Genomic DNA, 23,006 nt, shown 5'->3' on the forward strand with positions numbered 1-23,006 from the left:
GCCAGCGGCGTAGCGCACGTCACACGTAAGGTGGCCCCGTGCTCCGATCGCTCGCCGTCGCCGCGACCCTTCTGCTGGGTATGTCCCCTTTGGCCGCGTGCGGCTCGCCCGCCACCCACAACTCGGCCGACGTCGCCTTCGCCCAGGGCATGGTCCCGCACCACGAGCAGGCGCTGGAGATGACCGAGCTGGTCACCTCGCGCACCGACAGCACGCACGTCGTCGACTTGGCCCAGCGCATCGCGAAGGCGCAGCAGCCGGAGGTCGACCGGATGAACGGCTGGCTCCGCTCGTGGGGTGCGCCGGTGCAGGCCTCGTCGCACGGCGCGCACGGACACGCGGACAACCACGGCATGGTCGACCTGGGCAACCTCGCTGACCTGCACGGAACCGAGTTCGACCGGCAGTGGCTGTCGCTGATGATCCAGCACCACCGCGGTGCCGTGGACATGGCGCGCGAGCACCTCGACGCCGGCACGGACCCGGAAGCGCGCAAGCTCGCGCAGGACGTCATCGCGGCGCAGGAGAAGGAGATCGCGGAAATGGAGTCGCTCCTCCCGCAGGGATGATGTGACCCTCGTCCCCATGAGCACCTCAGCCGCCGTGCGCGCCGCTGTGTCGCTGGCCGCCACGCACGGCATCGCGACCGCGGACCCGGTCGTGCTGAAGGACGGCAGCAACGTCATCGTCCACCTGCGCCCGGCCCCGGTCGTGGCCCGCGTCGCCGCCAGGACCGCCCTGGTGCGGCCGTCCGTGGCCGGCCACTTCGGCCGTGACCTGGCGATCTCCGCGTTCCTGGCCGCGCGCGGCGTGCCCGTGGTGACGCCGTCGGCCGAGCTGCCGCCCGGACCGCACTCGTTCGCCGGCCACGTGATGTCGTTCAGCACGTTCGTGCCGCACGACCCCGGCCACGAGTTCACGCGCGCGGACGTGCTCAAGCTGCTGCCCGCCCTGCACGCCGAGCTGCGCGCGTACGACGGACCGTTGCCCATTCGCGGCCCGATGGACGACGTGGACAACACGCTGGCCTATCTAAGTGGCATAGGCGTGGCGGATCTTGAGCCGTTCCGTGAGCGCGCGTCGGAGCTCATGGCGTCGTGGGACGCCCACTACCGCGACGTCCAGCCGCTGCACGGCGACCCGCACCACGGCAACCTGCTGATGACCCCGCACGGCCCCGTGTGGCTCGACTTCGAAGACACCTGGCTGGGCCCGGTCGCGTGGGACCTCGCGTGCCTGGCCGGCGCGGAAGGCGCGGAAGCCGCCCGGCGCACCGTGGAGACCTACGGCGGCGGGGCGGCTCCCGAGGACGTGGAGTTCCACGTCCGCACGCGAATCCTGTTCGGCACGCTCTGGGGCGTGCTGATGCGCAACTCCTAGGCGCGGCGCCTGCGCAGGACGAACAGCACGGCGGCACCGGCGGCGAGCAGCGCGGCACCCAGCCCGACCAGCCACGCGGACCCGAACCCGGTCGACGCGAGGTCGTCGTCGTTCACCGGCACGGCAGCGGCCGTGGTGGTGACGGCGGTGGTGGTGGCGATGACGCCGGAGGAGGTCGTGGTCGTCGACGGCACGGTGGTCGAGCTGCTGCTCGACGTCGTCGAGGAGCCGGACGTCGTGGTGGTGGTCGTCGTCGTGGTCGTGGTGGTGCTGCTGCTCGACTGCTGGGTGCCGGTGCCGCAGGCGTACCAGTGGCTGATGGCCGGCACCTGGCCGCCGTTGTTCTGCGGCGAGCGCAGGTCGTTCCACGGCAGCGCGCCGAGCTTGGGCGCGAGGTAGACGTTGTAGGCGTCCGAGCCCTTGACCACGACACCCGTGATCGTGGTGCCGGCCGGGACGGCGGTGATGTCGAGGTCCTGCTGGCCGGTCCCGCCGGTGAAGGTGAACTTGCCCGGCGCGATCGGCGTCCCGCTCAGCCCGCCGACCGCGCAGGCGTCCCGGTGGTTGATGTCGACGTTGCCGTCGTACGCGACCGCGCGGTCGTCACCGGAGACCGGTCCGGGCTTGGCGGTGGCGACGGTCGTGAGCGCGAACACGGCCGCCAGTGCGGAAGCGGCGAGGCCGGCAGTTCTGAGGGGTGTCAGGCGCATCGGGGTTCACTCCGTTGGCTCGGCGGGATGCCGAGATCTAAGACCATGGACATCCCCCCTAACGGCCCAATGACGGGCCTGGGGTACGCCTTGTGGCCCAGTTGTTATGCGGCCTTGAGGTGGCATACCCGAACGATGAGGGGGCCGGCTCCCGCCGGCCCCCTCAAGGTTGATCACTGCTCAGTCGTTGCGCGCAGGCCTGAGGAACACGGTGCCACCGTTCGGCATGCGCCTGAACCAGTCGACCGGGGTGACGGGCTGACCGATCACCGGGCCCCCACTCGTGGGGAGGTGGGGAACGGGAACGCCGGGCGTCTGCGGGAGCTGCGGCCGGCGAAGAGGCTGGTTCGGGGTGGTCATCGTTCCTTCTCGGGAGCGGGACGGCACGAGCCCTGCACCTGAGCACACCGAACGATCTTCAAGGCGCCACTCCCATAGACACGGCATCGACGACCAGCGATTCACGGTTTGCCTGAATCAGAGCTCGAACCATATGGATCTTCGATGATGACGCGCGGCACCGGAGCCCTGCTGGCTTGCGCGTCGAGCGAAACTTACCGATGCGTCCTTACCGCCGTGTTACGAGGTCACCACGTCGGGATGCGGAAGTCTACATCGGACCGCAAGCCGTTCTCACCAGCAACTTTGGGTCGTCACAGGCGTGCGCGGGCCGAGCCGGTCGGCAAAACGTCCTATGATCGGAAGTCAGGGAACTGAAAGACTTGCGTCAATGCGGCCTCAGAAACGCAAACTTTCAGCAGACCCACTCATTCGGCCGCGCAATTCCTGCTGCTCCGCCACCGCGTTGCCCGACCGCCGTTATCTCACCTGATCGTGTTACCCGACTCGCGCTTGCGGTACGCCGTGCCGCCGTTCGGCACACGGCGGAACCACTCGACCGGCACGACCGGTCGCCCCGCGCCGGGCCTGGGCGGTCCGGTCAGGACACCCGCTCGACGATCGAACCGGCCAGGAGCGAGGCCAGAGCGGCCTTCGACCGCCGTGCCGTGGTCTCCGCGTCCGCCGTCCATGTCCCGATCGCCCCCATAACGATGTCCTCGAACGCCACGGCGCCGCCGTCGTGCGGCAACTGGCCGAGCACCGGGCCCGTGTCGCCGTTGAGCCAGAAGATCTCCGGCGGACGCGTCGTCCGGCCCGCCACGACCCGGCCCGACGCCGCCCGCCGGTAGCGCACGCCCGGCCGCACGCGGAACCGGTCGTCCACGCGGATCTCCGCCACGTGACCGTCCACAGCGGACGGGACAGGCTCCGGTTCCCCGGCGATGGCGCGCAACAACCACCGTGCGTCCGGGCGCAGGTCCTGCTCGTGGGCGAGCAGCCAGTCGCCGATCTCCGCGGCCCGCTCCCGCGCCTTGGGCAGCAGGGAGTCCGGGCCGAGCTCGACGCCCGCGCAGGCGTCGGCGAACTGCGCGAGACAGCTGTAGGCGTGCCAGGCCGCGAACGTCTGCTCCAGCGGCCAGCGCGCGTGCGACCACGACGTCTCGAAGAACTCGACGTCCTCGGCGTGCCCGTCGAGGAACTCGCGCGTGATCGCCAGGTCGAAGAACTTCTCGTGCGCCCCCTCGTGCACCAGGGCCTCGGCCACCTCGACGGGCAGGGCCGGTTCGTCGATCAGCACGATGCCGGGCACGTAGCGCGACGACGCCGAGACGACGCCGTCGGACGTCTCCCGCTTGAGCACCGCGAGCATCGACACGTGGGCGAGCAGGTCGTCGGCCGTGGCGGGCGCGAGCGTGCGGAACAGGCGGATGCCCTCCGCCACGACCTCGAAGGCGGCCTCGAACCGCTCCCCGTCCGCCTCGGTCAACGGCTCGATGGACGCGCCGGGCGGCGCGATGATCCGCAGCGGCGCTTCCAGCAACGCACCGGACCGCCGGTCGGCGGCCACCGGCACGCCGGCGTCACGCACGCGCAGACCGGCGGCCTCGTGCACCCGTGCCAGGTCCAGGTCACCGGCGCCGGCCAGCGCCCGGCCGATCTCGTAGCGGACGATCGGGTGGTCGGCGAGGTTGTCGGACAACTCCGCTCCCGGTGCGAACAGGTCGGCCGCGAGCCGGTAGAGCGTGCGCCGTTCGTCGACCAGGACGTCCGCGTGCGCGATGCGCGCGTGCAGCGTGTGAGCAGTAGCCACCATCGAAGACCCCGTATTCACGTGCCGTGGAGGCGCGAAACCATAGCGCGACCGCGGGACGTGCCCCCGTGAAGACCGGTGCCCGGCCTGCGGGGCGCGCAGACCGGGCACCTGGGTTCTGCTCATCAGCCGAACATGATGCTGGTGACGTTCACGAAGCCGACGACGGCCAGCGCGACGACAGAGACGGTGACCATCGTGAGCACGGTGCGCCATCCGATGGCGGTGACGGCGACTGCGACGGCTGCTGCGATTCCGAGTGCACTCCCTGCGGACATCTCGATCCCCTCCCGACTAGGCGAGTTCGAGCTCCTCGGTGTGGGCGGTCCGAGGCGACTCGCCGTGTCTACAGAATCACGTAGTTGTAGGTTGTCTGTCAACCGCAGACGGGTTGCCAGACAAGTTGCAACCAGACTGCAAGAGCCCTAACCTGGGCCAATGCCCGCCGACGACTCCCATCCGGGCGAGAGCTGGGCGCTCTCGCCCGACTCGCGACGGCCGCTGCCGGAGCTCATCGAGCAGAAGCTCCGGGAGCAGATCATCGGCGGGGCGCTGAAGGCGGGCGACCGCCTCCCCACCGAGCCGGAACTGGCTCGCAAACTGGATGTCGCCCGGTCGTCGTTGCGTACAGCTCTGCAGCGGCTGCAGCTGCAGGGCATCGTCGAGGTCCGCCGCGGCCTGGGCTGGTACGTCCGCCGCACCGACCTCGCCGCCGTCGAGGAGCACCTGGAGGGCCGGCTCGCCGCCCGCCGGTTCACCCACACCGACCTGCTCGAGGTGCGCATCGCGCTGGAGACCACGGCCGCCTCGCTCGCCGCGGTCCGCGCGGGCGACGGCGAGCTGGACGAGCTGGCCAAGCTCAACCACCGCTACCAGCGCGCCGAGGTCGACGACGTGCGGGAGGTGATCGAGTCGGACGAGGAGTTCCACTCGGCCCTCGTCCGCGCCGCGCACAACGAGCTGCTGGAGCAGATGTACCAGGCACTCGTCCCCGGTCTGCAGGACTGCAAGCGCCACGCGCACCCCTCCCGTGAGGTGCACAACCGCGCGGCGAACGAGCACGAGCAGGTGATCTGGTTCCTCCGCCGGCACGACGAAGTGGGTGCGAAGAGCGCGATGACCACCCACCTGCTCGGGTTGTACGACGACCTCACCGGCGACGACACCACCCCCCGCGCGGGCCTGAGCACCTACGTCGGCGTGCACGACGAGCCGATGTGGGGCCGTTCCCGCTAGTACGGCATCGACCGAACGGCTCTGGCGCCGCTGCCCCATCGCTCCCACCATGTATGGACGAGCCGGTGGAGTGAGGGGGCGGCGGCGAGGTGGTGGCGGCGCGCAGGCGGAAACAGGCGCTGGCCCTCGCTCTTGTCCTGGTCCTGCTGGCCGCGCTCGACCTGAGTGTCGTTCTGCTCTGGCAACCGGCCACCCGCTCGGTGCCGCACGACGTGCTCGTCGTCCTGTGGCCGCTGCCCGCACTGGCCGGTTTCCTGCTCGGCGCCTACGAGCTCTTCTGGCACCAGCGCCTGGTCGCCGAGGTCGGCCGGCTGGCAGGCCCGGTTTTCCTGGAGCACCTGCTCCCGTCCGAGGTCCTGCGCACGTTCCTGGCCTCCGTCTACGGCCCGAACGTCGCCAACGACGAGGTGATCGCCGGTGTGCTGGGCGGCAACGGCATGCGCCCGCGCGGCGACGACCTGACGATCAGCACCGGCACCACCGTGAAGCTGGAGCTGCAGGGCATCGACACGAAGACCTACCACCTGCGCACGACGCAGCACTACCAGTTCCGCAACAGCGTCCCCGTCGACCGCTTCGTCATCTTCGCGACCTCCAACGCCCTGCTCCGCGACACCATCAGCGCCGCCTGCCGCTACCCGCTGTTCGAGCTGTACTTCATCCCCGACTCGTCGCTGTTCCTGGAGTCCGTCGACGACCTGCGCCACTCCACCCAGATCGCCATCGACTACCTCGACCACGAGGGCCAGCGCCGCTCGGCCGAACCGAGCCAGATCCCGCCGGTCGAGGTGAAGTTCGGCGAGTGGGCCACCTACCTGACCTTCTTCCGCGAGTCGATGGGCCCGCTGCCCAAGCTCAGCCCGATGAGCCATATGAGCGACCTGCGGATCTTCGAGTGCGACCTCAGCGGCATCGCCGACGACCACGTGGTGCGCGCGATCTGCGGCCTGACGGTGTGGTCACGAACCCTGCAGCGCACCAACGACGGGTTCTGCTACTGGCAGTCCCCGTACCCGTCCTTTGTGGACAAGATCAGCTTCGACGCGACCGGGCTGGCGGTGGCGGACTCGCCGCGGCACGAGTTCCGGGTCATGCCGTTCACGTTCCGGTCGGCGACGGCTTCCGCGCAGTGGCTGGAGGCTGCGGAGCTGGGGGACCTGGACGTGCGGTCGTGGTTGCTGCCGGGGCACGGGGTGGCGTTGCTGTGGCGTGAGGCCCTCAGCTGACCTCGGCGAACAGCCCGCGCAGCCACGCGTCGACCTGCCGCTGACCGCGCAAGCGAACCACGACCAGGTGGGGATGGCGGTTCTCGGCGATGGTCCGGCGGACCCGTGCCCGCAGCACCGGGTGGCGCCGCCACGACTCCTTGACGATGTGGCCGGGGTCCGTGAAGAACGTGCGCAGCGGGCTTTCGCTGTTGCCGCCGGCGATCGCGGTGCCCCCACCGAGCCGGCGCACCACGGTGCGCACGACCACCCGGACCGTGGTGAGCAGGCGCGGGTGGTCGAGCCACACGAGGACCTGCGTCCTGGCGGTCATCTGCTCCCGCACTTCCTCGCCCTGCCACTCGATCGCCCACTCGGGGCGCTCCAGGAACTCCAGCACGTCCTGCTGCCAGGTGGGCCGGACCGTCCAGCCCGGTGCGTGGTAGAAGGACTCGAACTCGACGAACGGCACCCCGAGCAGCTCGCAGAGGCGGCGCGCGAGGGTCGTCTTGCCCGCTGCCGGGGCTCCGGCCACCGCGATCCGGCGTGGCCGCTCGACCGGCAGGGGATCGTTCGGACCGATCACACGCATCCCGCGACCCTAGGTCCGGTGCAGGCCGCCGCGCGATCGAAATAGCGTCAGGGGCGCCGGTAGACCGTGCCACCGCCGTTGGGCATCCGCAGGAACCAGTCGACGCCGCGCACGGAGGACTCCGGCCGGCACGTCCGGTCCGGCTCGACCGGGACGGGAGTGTTCGGAACGGGTACGGAAGCCATGACCTCTCCCCTCGCCTTGAACGGCGTTCAAGCCTAGCCACGCCCAGGTCGGCACCACGCCCGCCAGGCGGGTGAGCGCGGCGTGCAAATGAGCGCAAGAATTTGCGTACACTTGCGCCATGACGCAACGGAGGCTGGCCGAGGTCGCGGCCAAGGTCGGGGTCAGTGAGGCCACCGTCAGCCGGGTGCTGAACGGCAAGCCCGGTGTCTCGGACGCCACCCGCTCGGCTGTCCTCACCGCCTTGGACGTGCTGGGGTACGAGCGGCCGACGCAGCTCAGGGGTGAGCGGGCGCGGCTGGTGGGGCTGGTGTTGCCCGAGCTGCAGAACCCGATCTTCCCGGCGTTCGCGGACGTGGTGGGCAACGCGCTCGCCCAGAGGGGCTTCACGCCGGTGCTGTGCACGCGGACGGCGGGTGGGGTCACGGAGGCGGAGTACCTGGAGCTGCTCCTCGAACAGCACGTCAGCGGGATCGTCTTCGCGGGTGGGCTGTACGCGCAAAAGGACGCAAGTCACGGGCACTACCAGCAGATGATGGCCAGGAAGCTGCCGGCGGTGCTGGTCAACGCGGCCATCGCCGACCTGGCGTTCCCGCGGGTCAGCTGCGACGACGCGGTGGCGGTGGAGCAGGCGCACGGGCACCTGACGTCGCTGGGGCACCGGCGGATCGGTGCGGTGCTCGGGCCGCCGGACCACATGCCGAGCCAGCGCAAGCTGGAGGCCATCCAGCGGTGTGGGGGCGCGGACGTCGAGCACGCCATGTTCTCGCTCGAAGGCGGGCAGGCGGCGGCCACCAAGCTGGTGCAGCGCGGGGTCACGGCGATCATCTGCGCCAGTGACCCGCTCGCGCTCGGGGCGATCAGGGCGGTCCGGAGGGCCGGTCTGGACGTGCCCAAGGACGTGTCGATCATCGGGTACGACGACAGCGCGTTCATGACCTGCACGGATCCGCCGCTCACCACCGTCCGCCAGCCGATCGAGGCCATGGGGCGAGCCGCGGTGGAGCTGCTCGCGAACCAGATCAGCGGCAACGCCGTGGCGCCTGACGAGCTGCTGTTCGAGCCGGAACTGGTGGTGAGGGCCTCCACGGCACCTGCGCCGTAACTCAAGTCGACTTCTTGCGAGTTTTCGTCTGGATATTGCGTCCAGATGTAACGGGGACTTATGGTCGCCGTCACATCGACGCGCTCGCGAGAAGGGCGGCCCCACCATGAAGAAGTCCGCTGCCGTGCTGTTGGGCTGCGTGCTCGTTGCCGGCTGTGGGAGCGGTACCACGGCCGACACGGGCGGCAAGGTCGTGATCAACATCAACGGCCAGCCGCCGCAGACGCAGGCGTTCGACCGCAAGGTGTTCGACGAGGACGTCGCGGAGTTCGAGAAGGAGAACCAGAACATCGACCTCGTGCCGCACGAGGGGTTCATGGACCCGAAGACGTTCTCCGCCAAGCTCGCCGGCGGGCAGCTCGAAGACGTCTTCTACGTCTACTTCACGGATCCGGCGTCGCTCATCGCCCGCAAGCAGGCCGCCGACCTGACCGACTACGTCAAGGACGTCCCGCACTACGGCGAGATCAAGCAGGAGCTCAAGGACGTCTTCACCGTCGACGGCAAGGTCTACGGCCTGCCCACCGCGAACTACACGATGGGCCTGCTCTACAGCCGCACCAACTTCACCAAGGCCGGGCTCGACCCGAACAAGCCGCCGCAGACGTGGGACGAGGTCCGCGCGGCCGCCAAGAAGCTCAAGGACGCCGGTGTCACCGGGTTCGCCGAGTACAGCAAGAGCAACCAGGGCGGCTGGCACTTCACCACCTGGATGAAGTCCGTGGGCGGTGACATCGCGCGCAAGGACGGCGACACCTTCAAGGCCGACTTCAACAACGCCAAGGGCCTGGAGGTGTTGCGCCGCCTCAAGGAGATGCGCTGGGACGACGGCTCCATGGGCGAGAAGCAGCTCCTGGAGATCGGCGACGTGCAGAACATGATGGGCGCGGGCCAGCTCGGCATGTACCTGGCCGCACCGGACAACGTCGCCGCGATCGTCAACCAGTTCAAGGGCAAGTACGACGACTACGGCTTGGCCGCCATTCCCGGTCAGCAGGGCACGCTGCTCGGCGGCGAGGGCTACATGATCCACCCGAAGGCCACGCCGGAGAAGATCAAGGCGGGCCTGAAGTGGATCCAGTGGAAGTACCTGAACCCGGACCGCCTCGAAACCAACCTGCAGAAGTACAAGGACCGCGGCCAGCCCGTCGGCCTGCCGATCCCGCCGATCGCCGACGTCTGGACCGGTGAGCCGCGCAAGAAGCAGGAAGAGCTCAAGGGCAAGTACGCGACGATGCCGGTCGAGAACTTCCAGGCCTATGTGGACGGCTCCGAGAAGACCAGGGGCAGCCTCGAACCGCCGCAGGCACAGCAGGTCTACGCGATCCTCGACAACGTCGTGCAGGCCACGCTCACGAACTCCGGCGCCGACCACGCGCAGCTGCTCAAGGACGCCGAGACCAAGGTCAACGCCGTTCTGGCGCAGGTGAAGTAAGTGCGGCGCCACGTCACCGCGTACGGCTTCCTCAGCCTCGCGCTCGTCGTCTTCGCGGTCTTCTCCTGGTACCCGATCGTGCGCGGGGTGGTCCTGAGCTTCCAGCAGGTCAACTTCGTCTCCGACCCCGAATGGGTCGGCTGGGAGAACTTCCAGCGCCTCTTCGACGATCCGCTGTTCGCGGTGGCGTGGCGCAACACGGCCTACTTCACGGTCCTCGCGCTCGTCATCGGCTTCGGCGTGCCGTTCCTGACGGCCGTGGTGCTCAACGAGCTGCGGCACGCCAAGGGCTACTTCCGCCTGCTGGTGTACCTGCCGGTGATGCTGCCGCCGGTCGTCACGGCCTTGCTGTGGAAGTGGTTCTACGACCCCGGGCCGGGCCTGTTCAACTCCGTCCTGCGCGGACTCGGTCTGCCCACGTCACAATGGCTCGACTCCGGCAACACCGCGCTGATCAGCATCGTCCTGCTCACGACGTGGGCGAACATGGGCAGCGCCACCCTGATCTACCTGGCCGCGCTGCAGACCATCCCCGGCGAGCTCTACGAGGCCGCGGAGCTCGACGGCGCGGGGATCACCAGGAAGGTCTGGCACGTCACCATCCCGCAGACGAAGTTCGTGATCCTCATGTTGCTGCTGTTGCAAGTTGTGGCGACCATGCAGGTCTTCACCGAGCCGTTCATCATGACCGGCGGCGGCCCGGAGGAGTCGACCGTCACGGTCCTGCTGCTGCTCTACCGCTACGCCTTCGTCTACAACGACTTCGGCACCGCCAGCGCGCTCAGCCTCATCCTGTTCGCGGTGCTCGGCGCCTTCTCCTTCCTCTACCTCAAGGTCACCAGGAGGGCGGACGCGTGAGAACGCTCACCAAGCCCGGCGGCAAGGCCTACTGGGTGGTCCTGGGCCTGACCCTGGTCCTGTTCACGGTCGCGTTCCTGGTGCCGTTGCTCTGGGTCCTGCTCGGCGCCTTCAAACCACCGGCTGAGCTCGCCCAGCAACCACCGACGATCCTGCCGCGGACCTGGGAGCCCGGCGCGTACGCCGACGCCTGGGACTACATGGACCTCGGCCGGTTCTTCCTCAACACCATCGTCGTCGCGTTCGGCGCGTGGGCGGTCCAGATGGCCGTGATCGTCCCCGCCGCCTACGCGCTGTCGAAGCTGAAACCATTGTTCGGCAACGTCGTCCTCGGCCTGATGCTGGCCACGCTGATGCTGCCCGCCACGGCACTGCTGGTCCCGGTCTACCTCACGCTGACCGACCTGGACCTGCTCAACAACCCGGCCGGCATCTGGCTGCCCGCCGCCGCGAACGCGCTGAACGTCTACCTGCTCAAGCGCTTCTTCGACCAGATCCCCGAGGAGCTGCTGGAGGCGGCCAGGATCGACGGCGCGGGCACCTGGACCACCCTCGTGCGCATCGTCCTGCCGATCTCCCGCCCGATCCTCGCCGTCGTCTCGATCTTCACGGTCGTGGCCGCCTGGAAGGACTTCATCTGGCCGCTGCTCGTGTTCCCCGACCCGGCGAAGCAGACGCTCAGCGTGGCACTGCAGCGCTTCGCCCCCGACACCCCGATCAACCTCCTGCTCGCCGGGCTCGTGCTGGCGAGCCTGCCGATGGTCGCGCTGTTCCTGGCGTTCCAGCGGCACATCCTCGCGGGGCTCACCGCAGGATCTATCAAGGGATGAAAGGACACCGCCCATGAGCTGGTGGCGCAACGCATCCATCTACCAGGTCTACCTCCGCAGCTTCGCCGACGGCAACGGCGACGGCGTCGGCGACCTCGCCGGCCTCAGGCAGCGTCTCCAGCACATCGCCGGACTCGGGTTCGACGCGATCTGGCTCAACCCCTGGTACCCGAGCCCGCTGGCCGACGGCGGTTACGACGTGGCGGACTACCGCGACATCGAGCCGGTGTTCGGCACCCTCGCCGACGCGGAGAAGCTCATCGCGGACGCGCACGGGCTGGGCATCCGGATCATCATCGACCTGGTGCCGAACCACTGCAGCGACCAGCACCCGTGGTTCAAGGACGGGTTGTGGGACCGCTTCCACATCCGTGACACCGAGGAGCTGCCCAACGACTGGAGGTCCCGGTTCGGCGGGCCCGCGTGGAGCAGGCTGCCGGACGGGCGCTGGTACCTGCACCTCTACGCCGCCGAGCAGCCGGACTTCAACTGGGACAACCCGGTGGTGCACCAGGAGTTCGAGGACATCCTGCGGTTCTGGCTGGACCGCGGCGTGGACGGTTTCCGCATCGACGTGGCCGACGGCCTGGTCAAGGACTTCAGCCGGCCCGACGCGGACCTCCCCTACTCCGACCAGGACGGTGTGCACGAGATCTACCGGCACTGGCGGAAGGTCGTGGACGAGTACGACGGCGACCGCATCCTCGTCGGCGAGATGTGGCTGCCGGACCCGGAGCGGTTCGCGCGGTACCTGCGCAACGACGAGATGCACAGCGCGTTCAACTTCGACTTCCTGTGCTGCCCGTGGAACGCGGCCGAGCTGCGCAGGGTCGTGGACGACACGCTGCGGGCGCACGAGCCCGTCGGCGCGCCGCCGACCTGGGTGCTGTCCAACCACGACGTCACCCGGCACGTGACCCGTTACGGCCGGGAGAAGACCGGTTTCTCGTTCGCCGACCGGCAGCACGGTGCTCCGACGGACTTCGAACTGGGCACGAAACGGGCGCGTGCGGCGATCATGCTCACCGCGGCGCTGCCCGGCGGCGTCTACGTCTACCAGGGTGAGGAACTCGGTCTGTGGGAGGTCGAGGACCTGCCCGACGAGCTGCGCGAGGACCCGGTGTGGCACCGCTCGGGCTTCACCGACCGGGGTCGCGACGGTTGCCGCGTGCCGCTGCCCTGGTCCGCCGAAGACGGTCCGAGCTGGTTGCCGCAGCCGGAGAACTGGCAGGAGTTCTCGGTCTCGGCCCAGACGGGCAGGCCTGAATCGATGCTGGAGCTGTACCGGCAGGTGTTCGCGCACCGCAGGTCCATCGACGGCGAGCTGGAGTGGCTCGACCTGGGCGAGGACGTGCTGGCGTTCCGGCGCGGGCGGCACACCTGCGTCGTCAACCTTTCCGAGCGGCCGATCGACCTTCCTGGTACACCGGTGCTGACCAGCGTCGCCCTCGACGGCGACGGCAGGCTTCCGGTCGACGCCGCTGCCTGGTTGGGCTGAAAACGGGCAATTCTGGTAGCGAAAACGGGCATGCCCGAAAGCCGTGTCCCAGGTGGGCGCGGCTTTTGGCATGTGAAACGGGCTGAAATCGGGCAAGATCTCGCTCTGTTGTGGTGCCAACCACAAGGTTTCAGCGGTGTTTCATCTATGCACAGCCCGAACGGGCATCCGTAGATCCGAATGGGCAGGTGACATGCGAGCCGAGGACCGCAAGCGCCGCATCCTGGCCAGGGCTCGCGCCGACGGCCGCGTCGACGTGGTGGAGATGGCCCAGGAGCTGCAGGTGGCGCCGGAGACCGTCCGGCGCGATCTGAGGTTGCTCGACGAGCACGGCCTGGTGCGGCGCACGCACGGTGGCGCGGTTCCGGTGGAGAGCGCGGGTTTCGAGACGGGCCTGCGGTTCCGCGCCGGGTCGCACGTGCCGGAGAAGCGGCGCATCGCGAAGGCCGCCGCGGAACGGCTCGACGACGCCGAGACGGTCTTCATCGACGAGGGTTTCACGCCGCAGCTCGTCGCGGAGGCGTTGCCGACCACCAACCCGCTCACGATCATCACGGCGTCGCTGCCGACCGCGGCGGCGATGTCGGAGCACCCGTCGTGCGTCGTCCTGCTGCTGGGCGGCCGGGTCCGCGGCCACACACTGGCCACCGTGGACCACTGGGTGCTGCGGATGCTGGGCGAGATGGTGATCGACCTCGCCTACATCGGCGCGAACGGCATCTCCCGCGAGCACGGCCTCACCACGCCCGACCCGGTGGTCGGCGCGGTGAAGGCCAAAGCGCTCAGCGTCTCCCGGCGGAAGATCTTCGTCGGGGTGCACACGAAGTTCGGCGTCTCCAGCTTCAACCGGTTCGCCGAGGTCGGTGACATGGAAGCGATCGTCACCGACTCGGGTCTGTCCGCCCACGAGGCGCACCGGTACTCCCTGCTCGGGCCAAAAGTGTTCCGGGCCTGATCTCCCCGCCTGACCGGGCACGTCAGCTCTCTTCGACGTGCCCGAAATCCCCCGAAAGGAACCGACGATGTCGTCGATCCGCACGCTCGGCGCCGCCACCGCTGTGTTGCTCCTAGCCTCTGCCTGTGCCGGCGCGGGAGGTGGTGGAGGCGGCGGCGCCGACTCCGTGAACGTCCTGATGGTGAACAACCCGCAGATGCAGGACCTGCAGAAGCTCACCGCCGACAACTTCACCAAGGACACCGGCATCAAGGTGAACTTCACCGTGCTGCCGGAGAACGACGTCCGCGACAAGATCAGCCAGGACTTCTCCAGCCAGGCCGGCCAGTACGACGTCGCCACGATCTCCAACTACGAGACGCCGATGTACGCCAAGAACGGCTGGCTGGCGCCGATGGACGACTTCGTGGCCAAGGACAGCGCGTTCGACCAGGCGGACATCCTGGAGCCGATCAAGCAGTCGCTCACGGCCGCCGACGGCAAGGTGTACGCGCAGCCGTTCTACGGCGAGTCGTCGTTCCTCATGTACCGCAAGGACATCTTCGAGGCCAAGGGCGTCACGCTGCCGGAGAAGCCGACCTGGCAGCAGGTCGCCGAGGCGGCGCAGAAGGTCGCCACGCCCGAGGTGCGCGGCATCTGCCTGCGCGGCCAGCCGGGCTGGGGCCAGGTCATGGCGCCGCTCACGACGGTCGTGAACACCTTCGGCGGCACGTGGTTCACCAAGGACTGGCAGGCGCAGGTCAACGCGCCGGAGTTCAAGGAGGCCACCAAGTTCTACGTCGACCTGGTGCGCAACCACGGTGAGGCGGGCGCCCCGCAGGCCGGGTTCGCCGAGTGCCTGAACAACATGACGCAGGGCAAGGTCGCGATGTGGTACGACGCCACGGTCGCCGCCGGTCTGCTGGAGGCCGCCGACTCGCCGGTCAAGGGCAAGCTCGGTTTCACGCAGGCGCCGGTCGTGAAGACCGACAGCTCCGGCTGGCTCTACACCTGGGCGTTCGGCATCCAGAAGGCGTCGAAGAAGCAGGACGCGGCCTGGAAGTTCATCTCGTGGGCGTCCGGCAAGGGCTACGAGGAGCTGGTCGGCACCAAGCTCGGCTGGTCGAAGCTCCCGGACGGCAAGCGTTCGTCGACCTATCAGCGCGCCGAGTACAAGCAGTCCTCCGGCACGTTCTCCGCGCAGGCGGAGGCCGCGATCAAGGCCGCGAAGCCGCTCAACCCCGGTGTGCAGCCCCGCCCGGCGCCCGGCATCCAGTTCGTCGGCATCCCCGAGTTCACCGACCTCGGCACGCAGGTCTCGCAGCAGGTCAGCTCGGCGATCGCGGGCGCGGTGTCGGTGGACGACGCGCTGAACAACGGTCAGACACTCGCAGAGAAGGTCGCCGCGAAGTACAAGGGCCAGTGAAGGGGCCGTTGACATGGCAGTCATGACGCAGGCGCGGCCGGACGTGGACGACCGGCCGCCGCCCGCTCCCCGCAAGCCTGCGAACCGGTGGCTCAGGCGCGCTCCCCTGCTGCCCGCGTTGATCTTCCTGGTCATCGTGACGCAGCTGCCCTTCGTGGCCACCCTGGTCATCTCGTTCATGAGGTGGAACTCGCTGGACCCCGCCGGGCGCGGGTTCGCCGGGTTCGACAACTACGTCAACGTCTTCACCGACCCCGACCTGCGCTCGTCGGTCGTCAACACGATCGTGCTGACGGCGTCGGTCGTGCTCATCAGCCTGGTCCTCGGGCTGGGGCTGGCCCTGTTGCTGGACAAGAAGTTCGCCGGCCGCGGGTTCGTGCGCACCATGCTGATCGCGCCGTTCCTCGTGGTGCCGGTGGCGGCGGCGCTGATCTGGAAGCACGTGCTCTACAACCCGGAGTACGGCCTGTTCAACGGAATCCTGAACTGGCTGGGCTTCGACGCCCAGCCGGACTGGATCAGCTCCATGCCGATGACCGCCGTCGTGCTGTCGCTGGTGTGGCAGTGGACGCCGTTCATGATGCTGATCCTGCTGGCCGGGCTGCAGTCCCGGCCGGTGGAACCGGTCGAGGCGGCCAGGATCGACGGCGCGTCACCGTTCCAGGTGTTCCGCTACCTCACGTTCCCGCACCTGCGGCAGTACCTGGAGCTCGGCGGCCTGCTCGGGTCGATCTACGTCGTGCAGAACTTCGACGCCGTCTTCACGATCACGTCGGGTGGCCTGGGCACGGCGAACCTGCCGTACATGATCTACCAGACCTTCTACCAGGCCCACGAGTACGGCGAGGCGTCCGCGGCGGGTGTGATCGTGGTGGCGGGCTCGATCCTGATCGCCACGTTCGCGTTGCGCGTGGTGTCCTCGCTGTTCAAGGAGGAGGCGCGATGAGTCCCAAGTGGGTTGGACACTGCTGGGGCGTGCTCGCCTGGTTCTTCGGTCTGCTGTTCTTCGCGCCGGTGGCGTGGATGTTCCTGACCTCGCTGCACAGCGAGTCGGACGCGGCCACGAACCCGCCGTCGCTCGCGGCACCGCTGACCTTCGACGGGTACGCGGAGTTCTTCGACGCAGGCGCGTGGCCGCCGCTGCTCAACTCGTTCAGCGCGTCCATCGGGTCGACGATCATCGTGCTGCTGCTGGCGATCCCGGCCGCGTACGCGTTGTCGATCAAGCCGGTGGAGAAGTGGACGGACGTCCTGTTCTTCTTCCTGTCCACCAAGATGATGCCGGTCGTCGCGGCGCTGCTGCCGATCTACCTGATCGCGCAGTTCGCCGGGATGCTCGACAACATCTCGTTCCTCACGCTGCTGTACACCTCGATGAACCTGCCGATCGCGGTGTGGCTCATGCGGTCGTTCCTGTCCGAGGTGCCGAAGGAGATCCTGGAGGCCGCGTCGATCGACGGCGCCGGGCTCCTCACGATCCTGCGCAGGGTCGTGGCGCCGATCGCGATGCCCGGCATCTCGGCGACGGCGTTGATCTGCTTCATCTTCAGCTGGAACGAACTGCTGTTCGCACGGGTGCTCACCGGCGTCGTCGCCGGCACCGCACCCGTCTACCTCACCGGGTTCGTCACCTCGCAGGGCCTGTTCCTCGCGAAGGTGTGCGCGGCCGCGGTCGTGGTGTCTCTGCCGGTGCTCATCGCCGGGTTCGCCGCCCAGGACAAGCTCGTCCAGGGCCTCTCGTTGGGAGCGGTCAAGTGAAAGCAGCAGTGATCACGGGCGTCGGGTCCATCGAAGTGACCACTGTGGACGATCCCAGGTGCGGCCCGCGCGAAGTGGTCGTGGACGTGGCGGCCTGCGGTCTGTGCGGCACGGACCTGCACATCCTGCAGGGCGAGTTCGCGCCCACCCTGCCGGTCGTGCCGGGCCACGAGTTCGCGGGCACGGTCGTGGAGATCGGCGCGCAGGTGACCGAGGTGAAGGTCGGCGACCGCGTGGCCGTCGACCCGTCGCTGTACTGCCACGAGTGCCGGATGTGCCGCTCGGGCAAGAGCAACCTGTGCGAGCGCTGGGCGGCCATCGGCGTCACCACGGCCGGTGGCGCGGCGGAGTACGCGGTCGCGCCGGTGGCGAACTGCGTGAAGCTGCCCGACCACGTGCGCACCGAGGACGCGGCGCTCATCGAGCCGCTGTCGTGCGCGGTGCGCGGCTACGACGTGCTGCGCTCGCAGATGGCGTCACGGGTGCTGATCTACGGCTCGGGCACGATGGGCCTGATGATGCTGCAGCTCGGCAAGCTGACCGGCGCGTCGTCGATCGACATCGTCGACCTCAACGCCGAACGGCTCAAGACCGCGGTGCAGCTCGGCGTCACGGCCGCGGCGGCGTCGGCGGACGAGCTGGACCGGCCGCAGGGCTGGGACGTCGTCATCGACGCCACCGGCAACGAGAAGGCCATCCAGGACGGGCTGGGCCGGGTCGCGAAGGGCGGCACGTTCCTGCAGTTCGGCGTCTCGGACTACTCGGCGCGCGTCACGATCGAGCCGTACAAGATCTACAACCAGGAGATCACGATCACCGGCTCGATGGCGGTGCTGCACTCGTTCGAACGGGCGGCCGACCTGTTCGCGACCGGTGTGCTCGACCCGGAGGTGTTCATCAGCGACCGGCTGCCGCTGGACGACTACGCCGGTGCGCTCGACCAGTTCAAGGCGGGCAAGGGCCGCAAGATCCAGGTCCTGCCGTGAGCTGACGGGTTCTGCCTGCCTGCCCGGTCGGCAGGCGGGCAGAACCCGTTCTCAGTCCTCGACCACCTGGAGAGCCGGGAAGTCCGCCGGGATGAACCCGCCGTGGTCGAGGTAGGCCGTCAGCACCGAGCGCACGGTGGAAAGCGGCACGACGTGGCGCGCGGGGATCTCCTGGGCATGTGCCGAGTAGTCGAACAGCACTGTCCCGCCGGCCTCCGGGTCGCCGGCCGTGGCCCGCGAGGGATTCCACAACTCGTAGACGAAACCGGACTCCGGCCCGATGCCCGCCTGGAGCGCGGGGAAGGCGTACGGGTTCTCGGCGTCGACCCCGATCTCGACGATCGAGGGGATCGTTTCACCCTCTGACAGCGCGATCACACGCGCGACCAGCTCGGACAGCTCGTCGTGAGTGCTGACCAGGAGTGGGGACCTCCCGGACTCGAAGTCGAAGACCGCTCTCAGTGTCACCACGGCACCTTCTCACCTCCTGTGATCGTCTGTGCTCACCATCTCCTGTTCATCAGGATCTGAGCGAACCATCGCCCGTATGTCTTCTGGCCCCGCTCCCGCACAGGCGGCAGGAGCTGAGCACGGAGTCATGAGGCAACCCCGACGAGTTTCGGATTTCTTCCGCCAGCTCCGCTGCCGTGTGCGCCGCACCGATTGCCCGATCGATCTTGTCGAGCACTGCCCGTAGCACTTTTACGACTTCACCGAGTGTTGGCACATGCCCTTCCACGGCCGATGATCGCACGCGACACAACGAGAACAGTCGCGTCAGTGACCGGCTGTCGCTGGACGAGCACCGCGTAGATCGTGCAGGTGATGATCCAGAACCACATCCGCTGCGACCTGGTCGGGCGATCGGGCATCGGAAGAATCCCTTCAGTCCTGAAGACGAACCGTGCGCCACCGGAAACGAGCGACGCGCTGTCGTACGCCCGGCACGCCGTGAAGTGGGTACCCAGCCGCAACCGGCACGTGTCCCTGAGTGAGCGGGTGGCCCCGATCGTCGCAACGATCGGGGCCACCCGTGTATCTGCGTGAACGGACCCAGCTCCTCTAGGGCATGTCGAAGTCCGAGCAGAAAGCCGGGCAGGAAGTACAGCTGCCGCCCTACTTCTCGACCATGTCAGACGAAGAGCTCCTGTCCTGGTACGCGGAGCTTCAGGCGCGGGCGATGAACCCGCAGCCTGGTGACGTCGATTTCGACCACACCCACAAGCCGGCCCAGCCGATGACCGTGGAGCAGCTGCGGCACCGGCTCATGACCTTCCGGGGGTGGCCGGGCGGTCTCGGCACGATGGACGCCGGTTCTCCGTTCCACAACCTGTGGCACTGGCTCAGCGACTGACCCGCGGCGAGGTCCTCCTCGCCCGGGTCGTCGGCGTGCTGGTGGCCGCCTGTGTGCTGTACGGCTTGGTGCACATGGTGGTCACCGGCGCGGTCTCGCATCCGCGCAACTGGCTCGTGGCCTTCGCCTGCACCCTGCTCGGGGTGCGGGTGATCGGTCACGTCGAACGGTCTGCGGTCGGGTGGTTGTTGCTGGTCATGGGGTTGTTCGGCGGGATCACGGTCGCGGTCGCGGGGCAGCCGGTCGACCATCCCGCGCGCTGGGTCGAGGCGTGGATCTGGTGGCCTACCTACGCGCTGCTGCCGGCTGTCGCGCTGGTCTTCCCCAGCGGCAGGCCGTTGAGCGACCGGTGGTGGTTCGCCATCGGGGCGAGTGTGCTGAGTGCCGTCTTCGGCACGGTCGGGATCGCCTGGGGGTCGTGGGGTGATCCCGCGGGGTTCTGGCGCAACGGTGGCGGGGGGGCCGCCAAGACGATCACGCTGGTCGCCGTGCTCGCGGCCGGGGTGTCGGTCGTGGCGGCGGTGGTGGCGTTGTTCCTGCGCTGGCGGCGGGCCGAGGGGGACGAACGGCGGCTGCTCGTGTGGGCGTTCGCGTTGCTGGCGCTGGCGGTCGTGGCGACCGTGGTGGAGACGACGGACGGGCGCTTCGCGTGGGTCGTTGGCGTGCTGGCTTTTCCGGCGGCCGCGGTCATCGCCATCGTGCGGTACGGGTTGTACGACATCAGCCTGCTGATCCACCGGTCGTTGCTCTACGGCACGTTGACGGTCGCGTTGCTGCTGATCTACCTGGGTGTGATGCTGGCGGCCGGTGAGCTGTTCAGCAACGACGCCGAGGTCATCGGGGTCGTCGCGGCGGGGCTGGTGTTCGCGCCGTTCCGCGGCTGGCTGCAGAGGAAGCTCGACCGGTGGCTCTACGGCCAGCGGGCTGATCCGCATGCCGCGCTGTCGACGTTGAGCGAGAAGCTCGAACGGTCGCAGGACGTGCTGCCGACCGTCGCGCAGACGGTCGCCGAGTCGTTGAAGCTGCCGTACGTGGCGATCCGGGGCGGGTCGGTGCTCGCCGAGCACGGGCGCAGCCGCGGGTGGCCGCAGCTGCGCTTCCCGATGACGTACCGCGGATCGCTCGTCGGCGACCTCGTGGTGGAGCCGCGGGCGCCGGACGAACGGTTGAGCGACAAGGAGCTCAGCCTGCTCGTGGACCTGGCCCGGTCCACCGCCCCCGCCGCGCAGTCGATGAAGCTCACCGCGGACCTCCAGCTCGCGCGGGAACGGCTCGTGCGTGCCCGCGAAGAAGAACGGCTGCGGCTGCGGCGTGACCTGCACGACGGCGTGGGGCCCGCGCTGGTCGGGATCCGGTTGCAGCTCAGGGCGTTGCGGCGGTCGATGGGTGAGGCGCTCGACCCGGTGCTGGGTGACGTCGACTCCACCGCGGGCGAGGTGCGCAGGCTCGTCGACGGGCTGCGGCCGCCGATCCTCGACCAGGGGCTGGCGCTGGCCGTGCGCGACGAGGCGGCGCGGTTCCACGGCGAGCTGACGGTGCGGGTGGAGGCGGAGGAGGTCGAGGGGCTGTCCGCCGCCGTCGAGGTGGCCGCCTACCGGATCGTCGCGGAGGCGTTGACGAACACCGCACGGCACTCGGGCGCGCGCAACTGCGTGATCACGGTCCGGCACGACGGGGACCTCGTCGTGGAGGTCGTGGACGACGGCAACGGCGTCGCGGCGGACGCGAGACCCGGCGTCGGGCTGGACTCGATGCGGGAACGCTGCGCCGAGCTGGGCGGATCGTGCACAGTGGGACCCGCACAGCCACACGGCACACGGGTGGTCGCGCGGCTTCCGCTGGAAGTCCGATGACGCCGGAAGTCCGGTGACGCCAGAAGTCCGAGGATGCTGGAGGTTCGATGACGCGCGTCGTGATCGCGGACGACCACCCGGTGTTCCGGCGCGGCATGAAGGCGTTGCTGGACGGCGAGGACGGCATCTCCGTCGTCGGCGAGGCGGCGGACGGCGTCGAGGCCGTGGCCGTGGTGCTGGCGACCGAGCCGGACGTCGTCGTGCTGGACCTGCACATGCCACGGCTGGGCGGCGTCGAGGCGGCCAAGCAGATGATCGGGGCGCTGCCCGGGGTCGGCGTGCTGGTGCTGACGATGCACGAGGACGACGAACTGGTCTTCGCCGCCATGCGGGCCGGCGCGCGCGGCTACCTCGTCAAGACCACGGACGACGAGGAGATCGTGCGCGCGGTGCAGGCCATCGGAGCCGGTGAGGCGATCTTCAGCGCGACCATCGCCCAGCGCATGATGGGCTACTTCACCGCGATCTCGTCGTCCAAGGCCGTGGTGTTCCCCCAGCTGACGGACCGCGAACGCGACGTGCTGGAGCTGATGGCGTCCGGCAAGGACAACGCCTCCATCGCGCACCGGCTCAGCCTCTCGCAGAAGACCGTCCGCAACCGGGTGTCCGCGATCTTCACGAAACTGCAGGTCGCGGACCGCGCGCAGGCCATCGTCGCCGCGCGCGAGGCCGGGCTGGGCAGCTCCTGACCAACCGCGGTCCCGGTCGGCTGAGGACACCGGTCACCTGACAGCGGGACACGTCCCCGGTTTGGATCGGCGCATCCGCCGAGCTTTCAGGGAGCCCCGCCCATGGACATCACCTGGGACGTCGCACACGCACGGCTCAGCCACGACCGCATGCTGCACATCACCAAGGCGCTCGTCTCGATGCGCCCCGACACGGTCACGCTGGGCGGCGGGGAACCGCTCACCGTGCCCGGTCTCTTCGAGATCGTCGACCAGTTCCGCCAGGCCGGGATCGACGTCGTCCTGCGCACGTCCGGCAAGTCGCTGCACCCGTCGATGGTGCGCACGCTCCTCGCGTCGTGCGCGCGCATCGAGGTGTGCGCGATGGCGTTCACCCACGCACTGCACGCCCTGCACCTGCTCGACATCGGCGCCGCCAAGCTCGACCGGTACGCCGTGTTCGGCCTCGACGCCACCGGCGTCCGGCGCGGCTTCGACCGCCTGGAGGACTTCTGCGCCACCACCGCGTTCGACCTGCCGCGCCTCGCGTTCATCGCGCTGGGCGACAGCATCGGCCGCGACCACGCGCAGTACCTGCAGTCGCTGGCCCCTCAGACCGTCCGCGTGACGGTCGAGACCGCGAACACCTCGGTCGCGATCAGCCGATCCAGCTGACCAACGCACGCCACGCGGGAGACGAGAACGTGAGCACGTCACCGCTCACGTTCTTGGTGTCCCGCACGCGCGCGTCCTGGGCCAACGACACCTCCACGCAGCTGCTTTCGCCCGTCCCACCGCTGTAGCTGCTCTTGCGCCAGGTCCGTTCCGGGGTCATGAGAATCC

General features: G+C 68.9%; 25 protein-coding genes. 18 read left to right on the top strand and 7 right to left on the bottom strand.

Features of this window, described 5'->3' with window-relative positions:
* Window positions 1–38 precede the first annotated feature (38 nt).
* Together ADL03_RS24585 and ADL03_RS24590 are read left to right on the top strand one after the other, a co-directional pair.
* Window positions 39–569, top strand: coding sequence for a DUF305 domain-containing protein (locus ADL03_RS24585; protein WP_063798695.1), 531 nt, complete (start codon window positions 39–41; stop codon window positions 567–569).
* 16 nt (window positions 570–585) lie between these two features.
* Complete coding sequence (locus tag ADL03_RS24590; RefSeq protein ID WP_053735901.1) at window positions 586–1,380, top strand: phosphotransferase; 795 nt, start codon at window positions 586–588, stop codon at window positions 1,378–1,380.
* On the opposite strand, the gene ADL03_RS49745 is transcribed toward ADL03_RS24590, so the two are convergent.
* The 3 genes from ADL03_RS49745 to ADL03_RS48680 form a co-directional block, all read right to left on the bottom strand.
* A complete protein-coding gene (locus ADL03_RS49745; protein WP_053735902.1) occupies window positions 1,377–2,090 on the bottom strand; it encodes an LPXTG cell wall anchor domain-containing protein in 714 nt (237 codons plus the stop codon). The genes ADL03_RS24590 and ADL03_RS49745 overlap by 4 nt on opposite strands.
* Window positions 2,091–3,030: 940 nt before the next feature.
* Window positions 3,031–4,245, bottom strand: coding sequence for an HEXXH motif domain-containing protein (locus ADL03_RS24600; protein ID WP_053735903.1), 1,215 nt, complete (start codon window positions 4,243–4,245; stop codon window positions 3,031–3,033).
* A gap of 122 nt (window positions 4,246–4,367) precedes the next feature.
* On the bottom strand, window positions 4,368–4,520 hold the full coding sequence (locus ADL03_RS48680; protein WP_197288612.1) for a hypothetical protein: 153 nt from the start codon (window positions 4,518–4,520) through the stop codon (window positions 4,368–4,370).
* A gap of 160 nt (window positions 4,521–4,680) precedes the next feature.
* Between ADL03_RS48680 and ADL03_RS24605 the strand changes: the two genes are divergently transcribed.
* Both ADL03_RS24605 and ADL03_RS24610 read left to right on the top strand, forming a co-directional pair.
* Window positions 4,681–5,478, top strand: a complete 798-nt coding sequence (locus tag ADL03_RS24605; protein WP_053735904.1) for a FadR/GntR family transcriptional regulator — start codon at window positions 4,681–4,683, stop codon at window positions 5,476–5,478.
* 92 nt (window positions 5,479–5,570) lie between these two features.
* Complete coding sequence (locus ADL03_RS24610) at window positions 5,571–6,704, top strand: hypothetical protein (RefSeq protein WP_197288613.1); 1,134 nt, start codon at window positions 5,571–5,573, stop codon at window positions 6,702–6,704.
* Here ADL03_RS24610 and ADL03_RS24615 read toward each other — a convergent pair.
* Both ADL03_RS24615 and ADL03_RS47345 read right to left on the bottom strand, forming a co-directional pair.
* Window positions 6,697–7,275, bottom strand: coding sequence for an adenylate kinase (locus tag ADL03_RS24615; RefSeq protein WP_053735905.1), 579 nt, complete (start codon window positions 7,273–7,275; stop codon window positions 6,697–6,699). The genes ADL03_RS24610 and ADL03_RS24615 overlap by 8 nt on opposite strands.
* 47 nt (window positions 7,276–7,322) lie before the next feature.
* Entirely contained in the window at window positions 7,323–7,460 is a 138-nt protein-coding gene (locus tag ADL03_RS47345; protein WP_157529172.1) for a hypothetical protein, read from the bottom strand.
* 119 nt (window positions 7,461–7,579) lie between these two features.
* Here ADL03_RS47345 and ADL03_RS24620 point away from each other — a divergent pair, with 119 nt between their 5' ends.
* From ADL03_RS24620 to ADL03_RS24665, 10 genes are all read left to right on the top strand, one after another.
* Entirely contained in the window at window positions 7,580–8,563 is a 984-nt protein-coding gene (locus tag ADL03_RS24620; RefSeq protein ID WP_053735906.1) for a LacI family DNA-binding transcriptional regulator, read from the top strand.
* Between the two features lie 106 nt (window positions 8,564–8,669).
* Window positions 8,670–9,998, top strand: a complete 1,329-nt coding sequence (locus ADL03_RS24625) for an ABC transporter substrate-binding protein (RefSeq protein WP_053735907.1) — start codon at window positions 8,670–8,672, stop codon at window positions 9,996–9,998.
* Window positions 9,999–10,856 carry a carbohydrate ABC transporter permease gene (locus ADL03_RS24630; protein WP_053735908.1) on the top strand — a complete coding sequence of 286 codons (858 nt, stop codon included), beginning with the start codon at window positions 9,999–10,001 and terminating at the stop codon, window positions 10,854–10,856.
* Window positions 10,853–11,686 (top strand): carbohydrate ABC transporter permease, encoded by an 834-nt coding sequence (locus ADL03_RS24635; RefSeq protein ID WP_053735909.1) that lies wholly within the window; start codon window positions 10,853–10,855, stop codon window positions 11,684–11,686. The genes ADL03_RS24630 and ADL03_RS24635 overlap by 4 nt, the downstream gene beginning before the upstream one ends.
* A gap of 13 nt (window positions 11,687–11,699) precedes the next feature.
* On the top strand, window positions 11,700–13,184 hold the full coding sequence (locus tag ADL03_RS24640; protein ID WP_053735910.1) for an alpha-amylase family glycosyl hydrolase: 1,485 nt from the start codon (window positions 11,700–11,702) through the stop codon (window positions 13,182–13,184).
* A gap of 193 nt (window positions 13,185–13,377) precedes the next feature.
* The gene (locus tag ADL03_RS24645; protein WP_053735911.1) at window positions 13,378–14,139 is read left to right on the top strand and encodes a DeoR/GlpR family DNA-binding transcription regulator; all 762 of its coding nucleotides are present in this window, start codon (window positions 13,378–13,380) and stop codon (window positions 14,137–14,139) included.
* A gap of 166 nt (window positions 14,140–14,305) precedes the next feature.
* On the top strand, window positions 14,306–15,544 hold the full coding sequence (locus tag ADL03_RS24650) for a sugar ABC transporter substrate-binding protein (protein ID WP_369809023.1): 1,239 nt from the start codon (window positions 14,306–14,308) through the stop codon (window positions 15,542–15,544).
* A 13-nt stretch (window positions 15,545–15,557) separates the two neighbouring features.
* Window positions 15,558–16,490, top strand: a complete 933-nt coding sequence (locus ADL03_RS24655; protein WP_053735913.1) for a carbohydrate ABC transporter permease — start codon at window positions 15,558–15,560, stop codon at window positions 16,488–16,490.
* Entirely contained in the window at window positions 16,487–17,302 is an 816-nt protein-coding gene (locus ADL03_RS24660; protein ID WP_053735914.1) for a carbohydrate ABC transporter permease, read from the top strand. Before ADL03_RS24655 ends, ADL03_RS24660 begins: the two co-directional genes overlap by 4 nt.
* Entirely contained in the window at window positions 17,299–18,288 is a 990-nt protein-coding gene (locus tag ADL03_RS24665) for a zinc-dependent alcohol dehydrogenase family protein (protein WP_053735915.1), read from the top strand. Before ADL03_RS24660 ends, ADL03_RS24665 begins: the two co-directional genes overlap by 4 nt.
* A 51-nt stretch (window positions 18,289–18,339) precedes the next feature.
* Here ADL03_RS24665 and ADL03_RS24670 read toward each other — a convergent pair whose 3' ends face one another.
* On the bottom strand, window positions 18,340–18,756 hold the full coding sequence (locus ADL03_RS24670; protein ID WP_197288614.1) for an Imm1 family immunity protein: 417 nt from the start codon (window positions 18,754–18,756) through the stop codon (window positions 18,340–18,342).
* A gap of 601 nt (window positions 18,757–19,357) precedes the next feature.
* Here ADL03_RS24670 and ADL03_RS24680 point away from each other — a divergent pair.
* The 4 genes from ADL03_RS24680 to ADL03_RS24695 all read left to right on the top strand — a co-directional run bounded on the left by ADL03_RS24680 (window position 19,358) and on the right by ADL03_RS24695 (window position 22,838).
* A complete protein-coding gene (locus ADL03_RS24680) occupies window positions 19,358–19,642 on the top strand; it encodes a hypothetical protein (protein WP_053735918.1) in 285 nt (94 codons plus the stop codon).
* Complete coding sequence (locus tag ADL03_RS24685) at window positions 19,621–21,495, top strand: sensor histidine kinase (protein WP_053735919.1); 1,875 nt, start codon at window positions 19,621–19,623, stop codon at window positions 21,493–21,495. The genes ADL03_RS24680 and ADL03_RS24685 overlap by 22 nt, the downstream gene beginning before the upstream one ends.
* A 47-nt stretch (window positions 21,496–21,542) precedes the next feature.
* Complete coding sequence (locus ADL03_RS24690; protein WP_053735920.1) at window positions 21,543–22,184, top strand: response regulator transcription factor; 642 nt, start codon at window positions 21,543–21,545, stop codon at window positions 22,182–22,184.
* A 102-nt stretch (window positions 22,185–22,286) separates the two neighbouring features.
* Complete coding sequence (locus tag ADL03_RS24695; protein WP_053735921.1) at window positions 22,287–22,838, top strand: radical SAM protein; 552 nt, start codon at window positions 22,287–22,289, stop codon at window positions 22,836–22,838.
* Here the strand turns inward: ADL03_RS24695 and ADL03_RS45710 are convergent.
* Window positions 22,822–22,998, bottom strand: a complete 177-nt coding sequence (locus ADL03_RS45710; RefSeq protein ID WP_082373440.1) for a DUF397 domain-containing protein — start codon at window positions 22,996–22,998, stop codon at window positions 22,822–22,824. The genes ADL03_RS24695 and ADL03_RS45710 overlap by 17 nt on opposite strands.
* Window positions 22,999–23,006: the final 8 nt, after the last annotated feature.

Origin of the sequence: Nocardia sp. NRRL S-836, from assembly GCF_001279525.1 — a bacterium.
In the GTDB taxonomy this organism is placed as follows: domain Bacteria; phylum Actinomycetota; class Actinomycetes; order Mycobacteriales; family Pseudonocardiaceae; genus Lentzea.

Excerpts from the sequence above, each read along its gene's own strand:
- ADL03_RS48680 (WP_197288612.1), bottom strand. The coding sequence starts at position 4,520 with ATGTCCGCAGGGAGTGCACTCGGAATCGCAGCAGCCGTCGCAGTCGCC.
- ADL03_RS24590 (WP_053735901.1), top strand. The coding sequence starts at position 586 with ATGAGCACCTCAGCCGCCGTGCGCGCCGCTGTGTCGCTGGCCGCCACG.
- ADL03_RS24645 (WP_053735911.1), top strand. The coding sequence starts at position 13,378 with ATGCGAGCCGAGGACCGCAAGCGCCGCATCCTGGCCAGGGCTCGCGCC.
- ADL03_RS49745 (WP_053735902.1), bottom strand. The coding sequence starts at position 2,090 with ATGCGCCTGACACCCCTCAGAACTGCCGGCCTCGCCGCTTCCGCACTG.
- ADL03_RS45710 (WP_082373440.1), bottom strand. The coding sequence starts at position 22,998 with ATGACCCCGGAACGGACCTGGCGCAAGAGCAGCTACAGCGGTGGGACG.
- ADL03_RS24620 (WP_053735906.1), top strand. The coding sequence starts at position 7,580 with ATGACGCAACGGAGGCTGGCCGAGGTCGCGGCCAAGGTCGGGGTCAGT.
- ADL03_RS24640 (WP_053735910.1), top strand. The coding sequence starts at position 11,700 with ATGAGCTGGTGGCGCAACGCATCCATCTACCAGGTCTACCTCCGCAGC.
- ADL03_RS24605 (WP_053735904.1), top strand. The coding sequence starts at position 4,681 with ATGCCCGCCGACGACTCCCATCCGGGCGAGAGCTGGGCGCTCTCGCCC.
- ADL03_RS24690 (WP_053735920.1), top strand. The coding sequence starts at position 21,543 with ATGACGCGCGTCGTGATCGCGGACGACCACCCGGTGTTCCGGCGCGGC.
- ADL03_RS24600 (WP_053735903.1), bottom strand. The coding sequence starts at position 4,245 with ATGGTGGCTACTGCTCACACGCTGCACGCGCGCATCGCGCACGCGGAC.
- ADL03_RS47345 (WP_157529172.1), bottom strand. The coding sequence starts at position 7,460 with ATGGCTTCCGTACCCGTTCCGAACACTCCCGTCCCGGTCGAGCCGGAC.
- ADL03_RS24655 (WP_053735913.1), top strand. The coding sequence starts at position 15,558 with ATGGCAGTCATGACGCAGGCGCGGCCGGACGTGGACGACCGGCCGCCG.
- ADL03_RS24625 (WP_053735907.1), top strand. The coding sequence starts at position 8,670 with ATGAAGAAGTCCGCTGCCGTGCTGTTGGGCTGCGTGCTCGTTGCCGGC.
- ADL03_RS24660 (WP_053735914.1), top strand. The coding sequence starts at position 16,487 with ATGAGTCCCAAGTGGGTTGGACACTGCTGGGGCGTGCTCGCCTGGTTC.
- ADL03_RS24680 (WP_053735918.1), top strand. The coding sequence starts at position 19,358 with ATGTCGAAGTCCGAGCAGAAAGCCGGGCAGGAAGTACAGCTGCCGCCC.
- ADL03_RS24695 (WP_053735921.1), top strand. The coding sequence starts at position 22,287 with ATGGACATCACCTGGGACGTCGCACACGCACGGCTCAGCCACGACCGC.
- ADL03_RS24615 (WP_053735905.1), bottom strand. The coding sequence starts at position 7,275 with ATGCGTGTGATCGGTCCGAACGATCCCCTGCCGGTCGAGCGGCCACGC.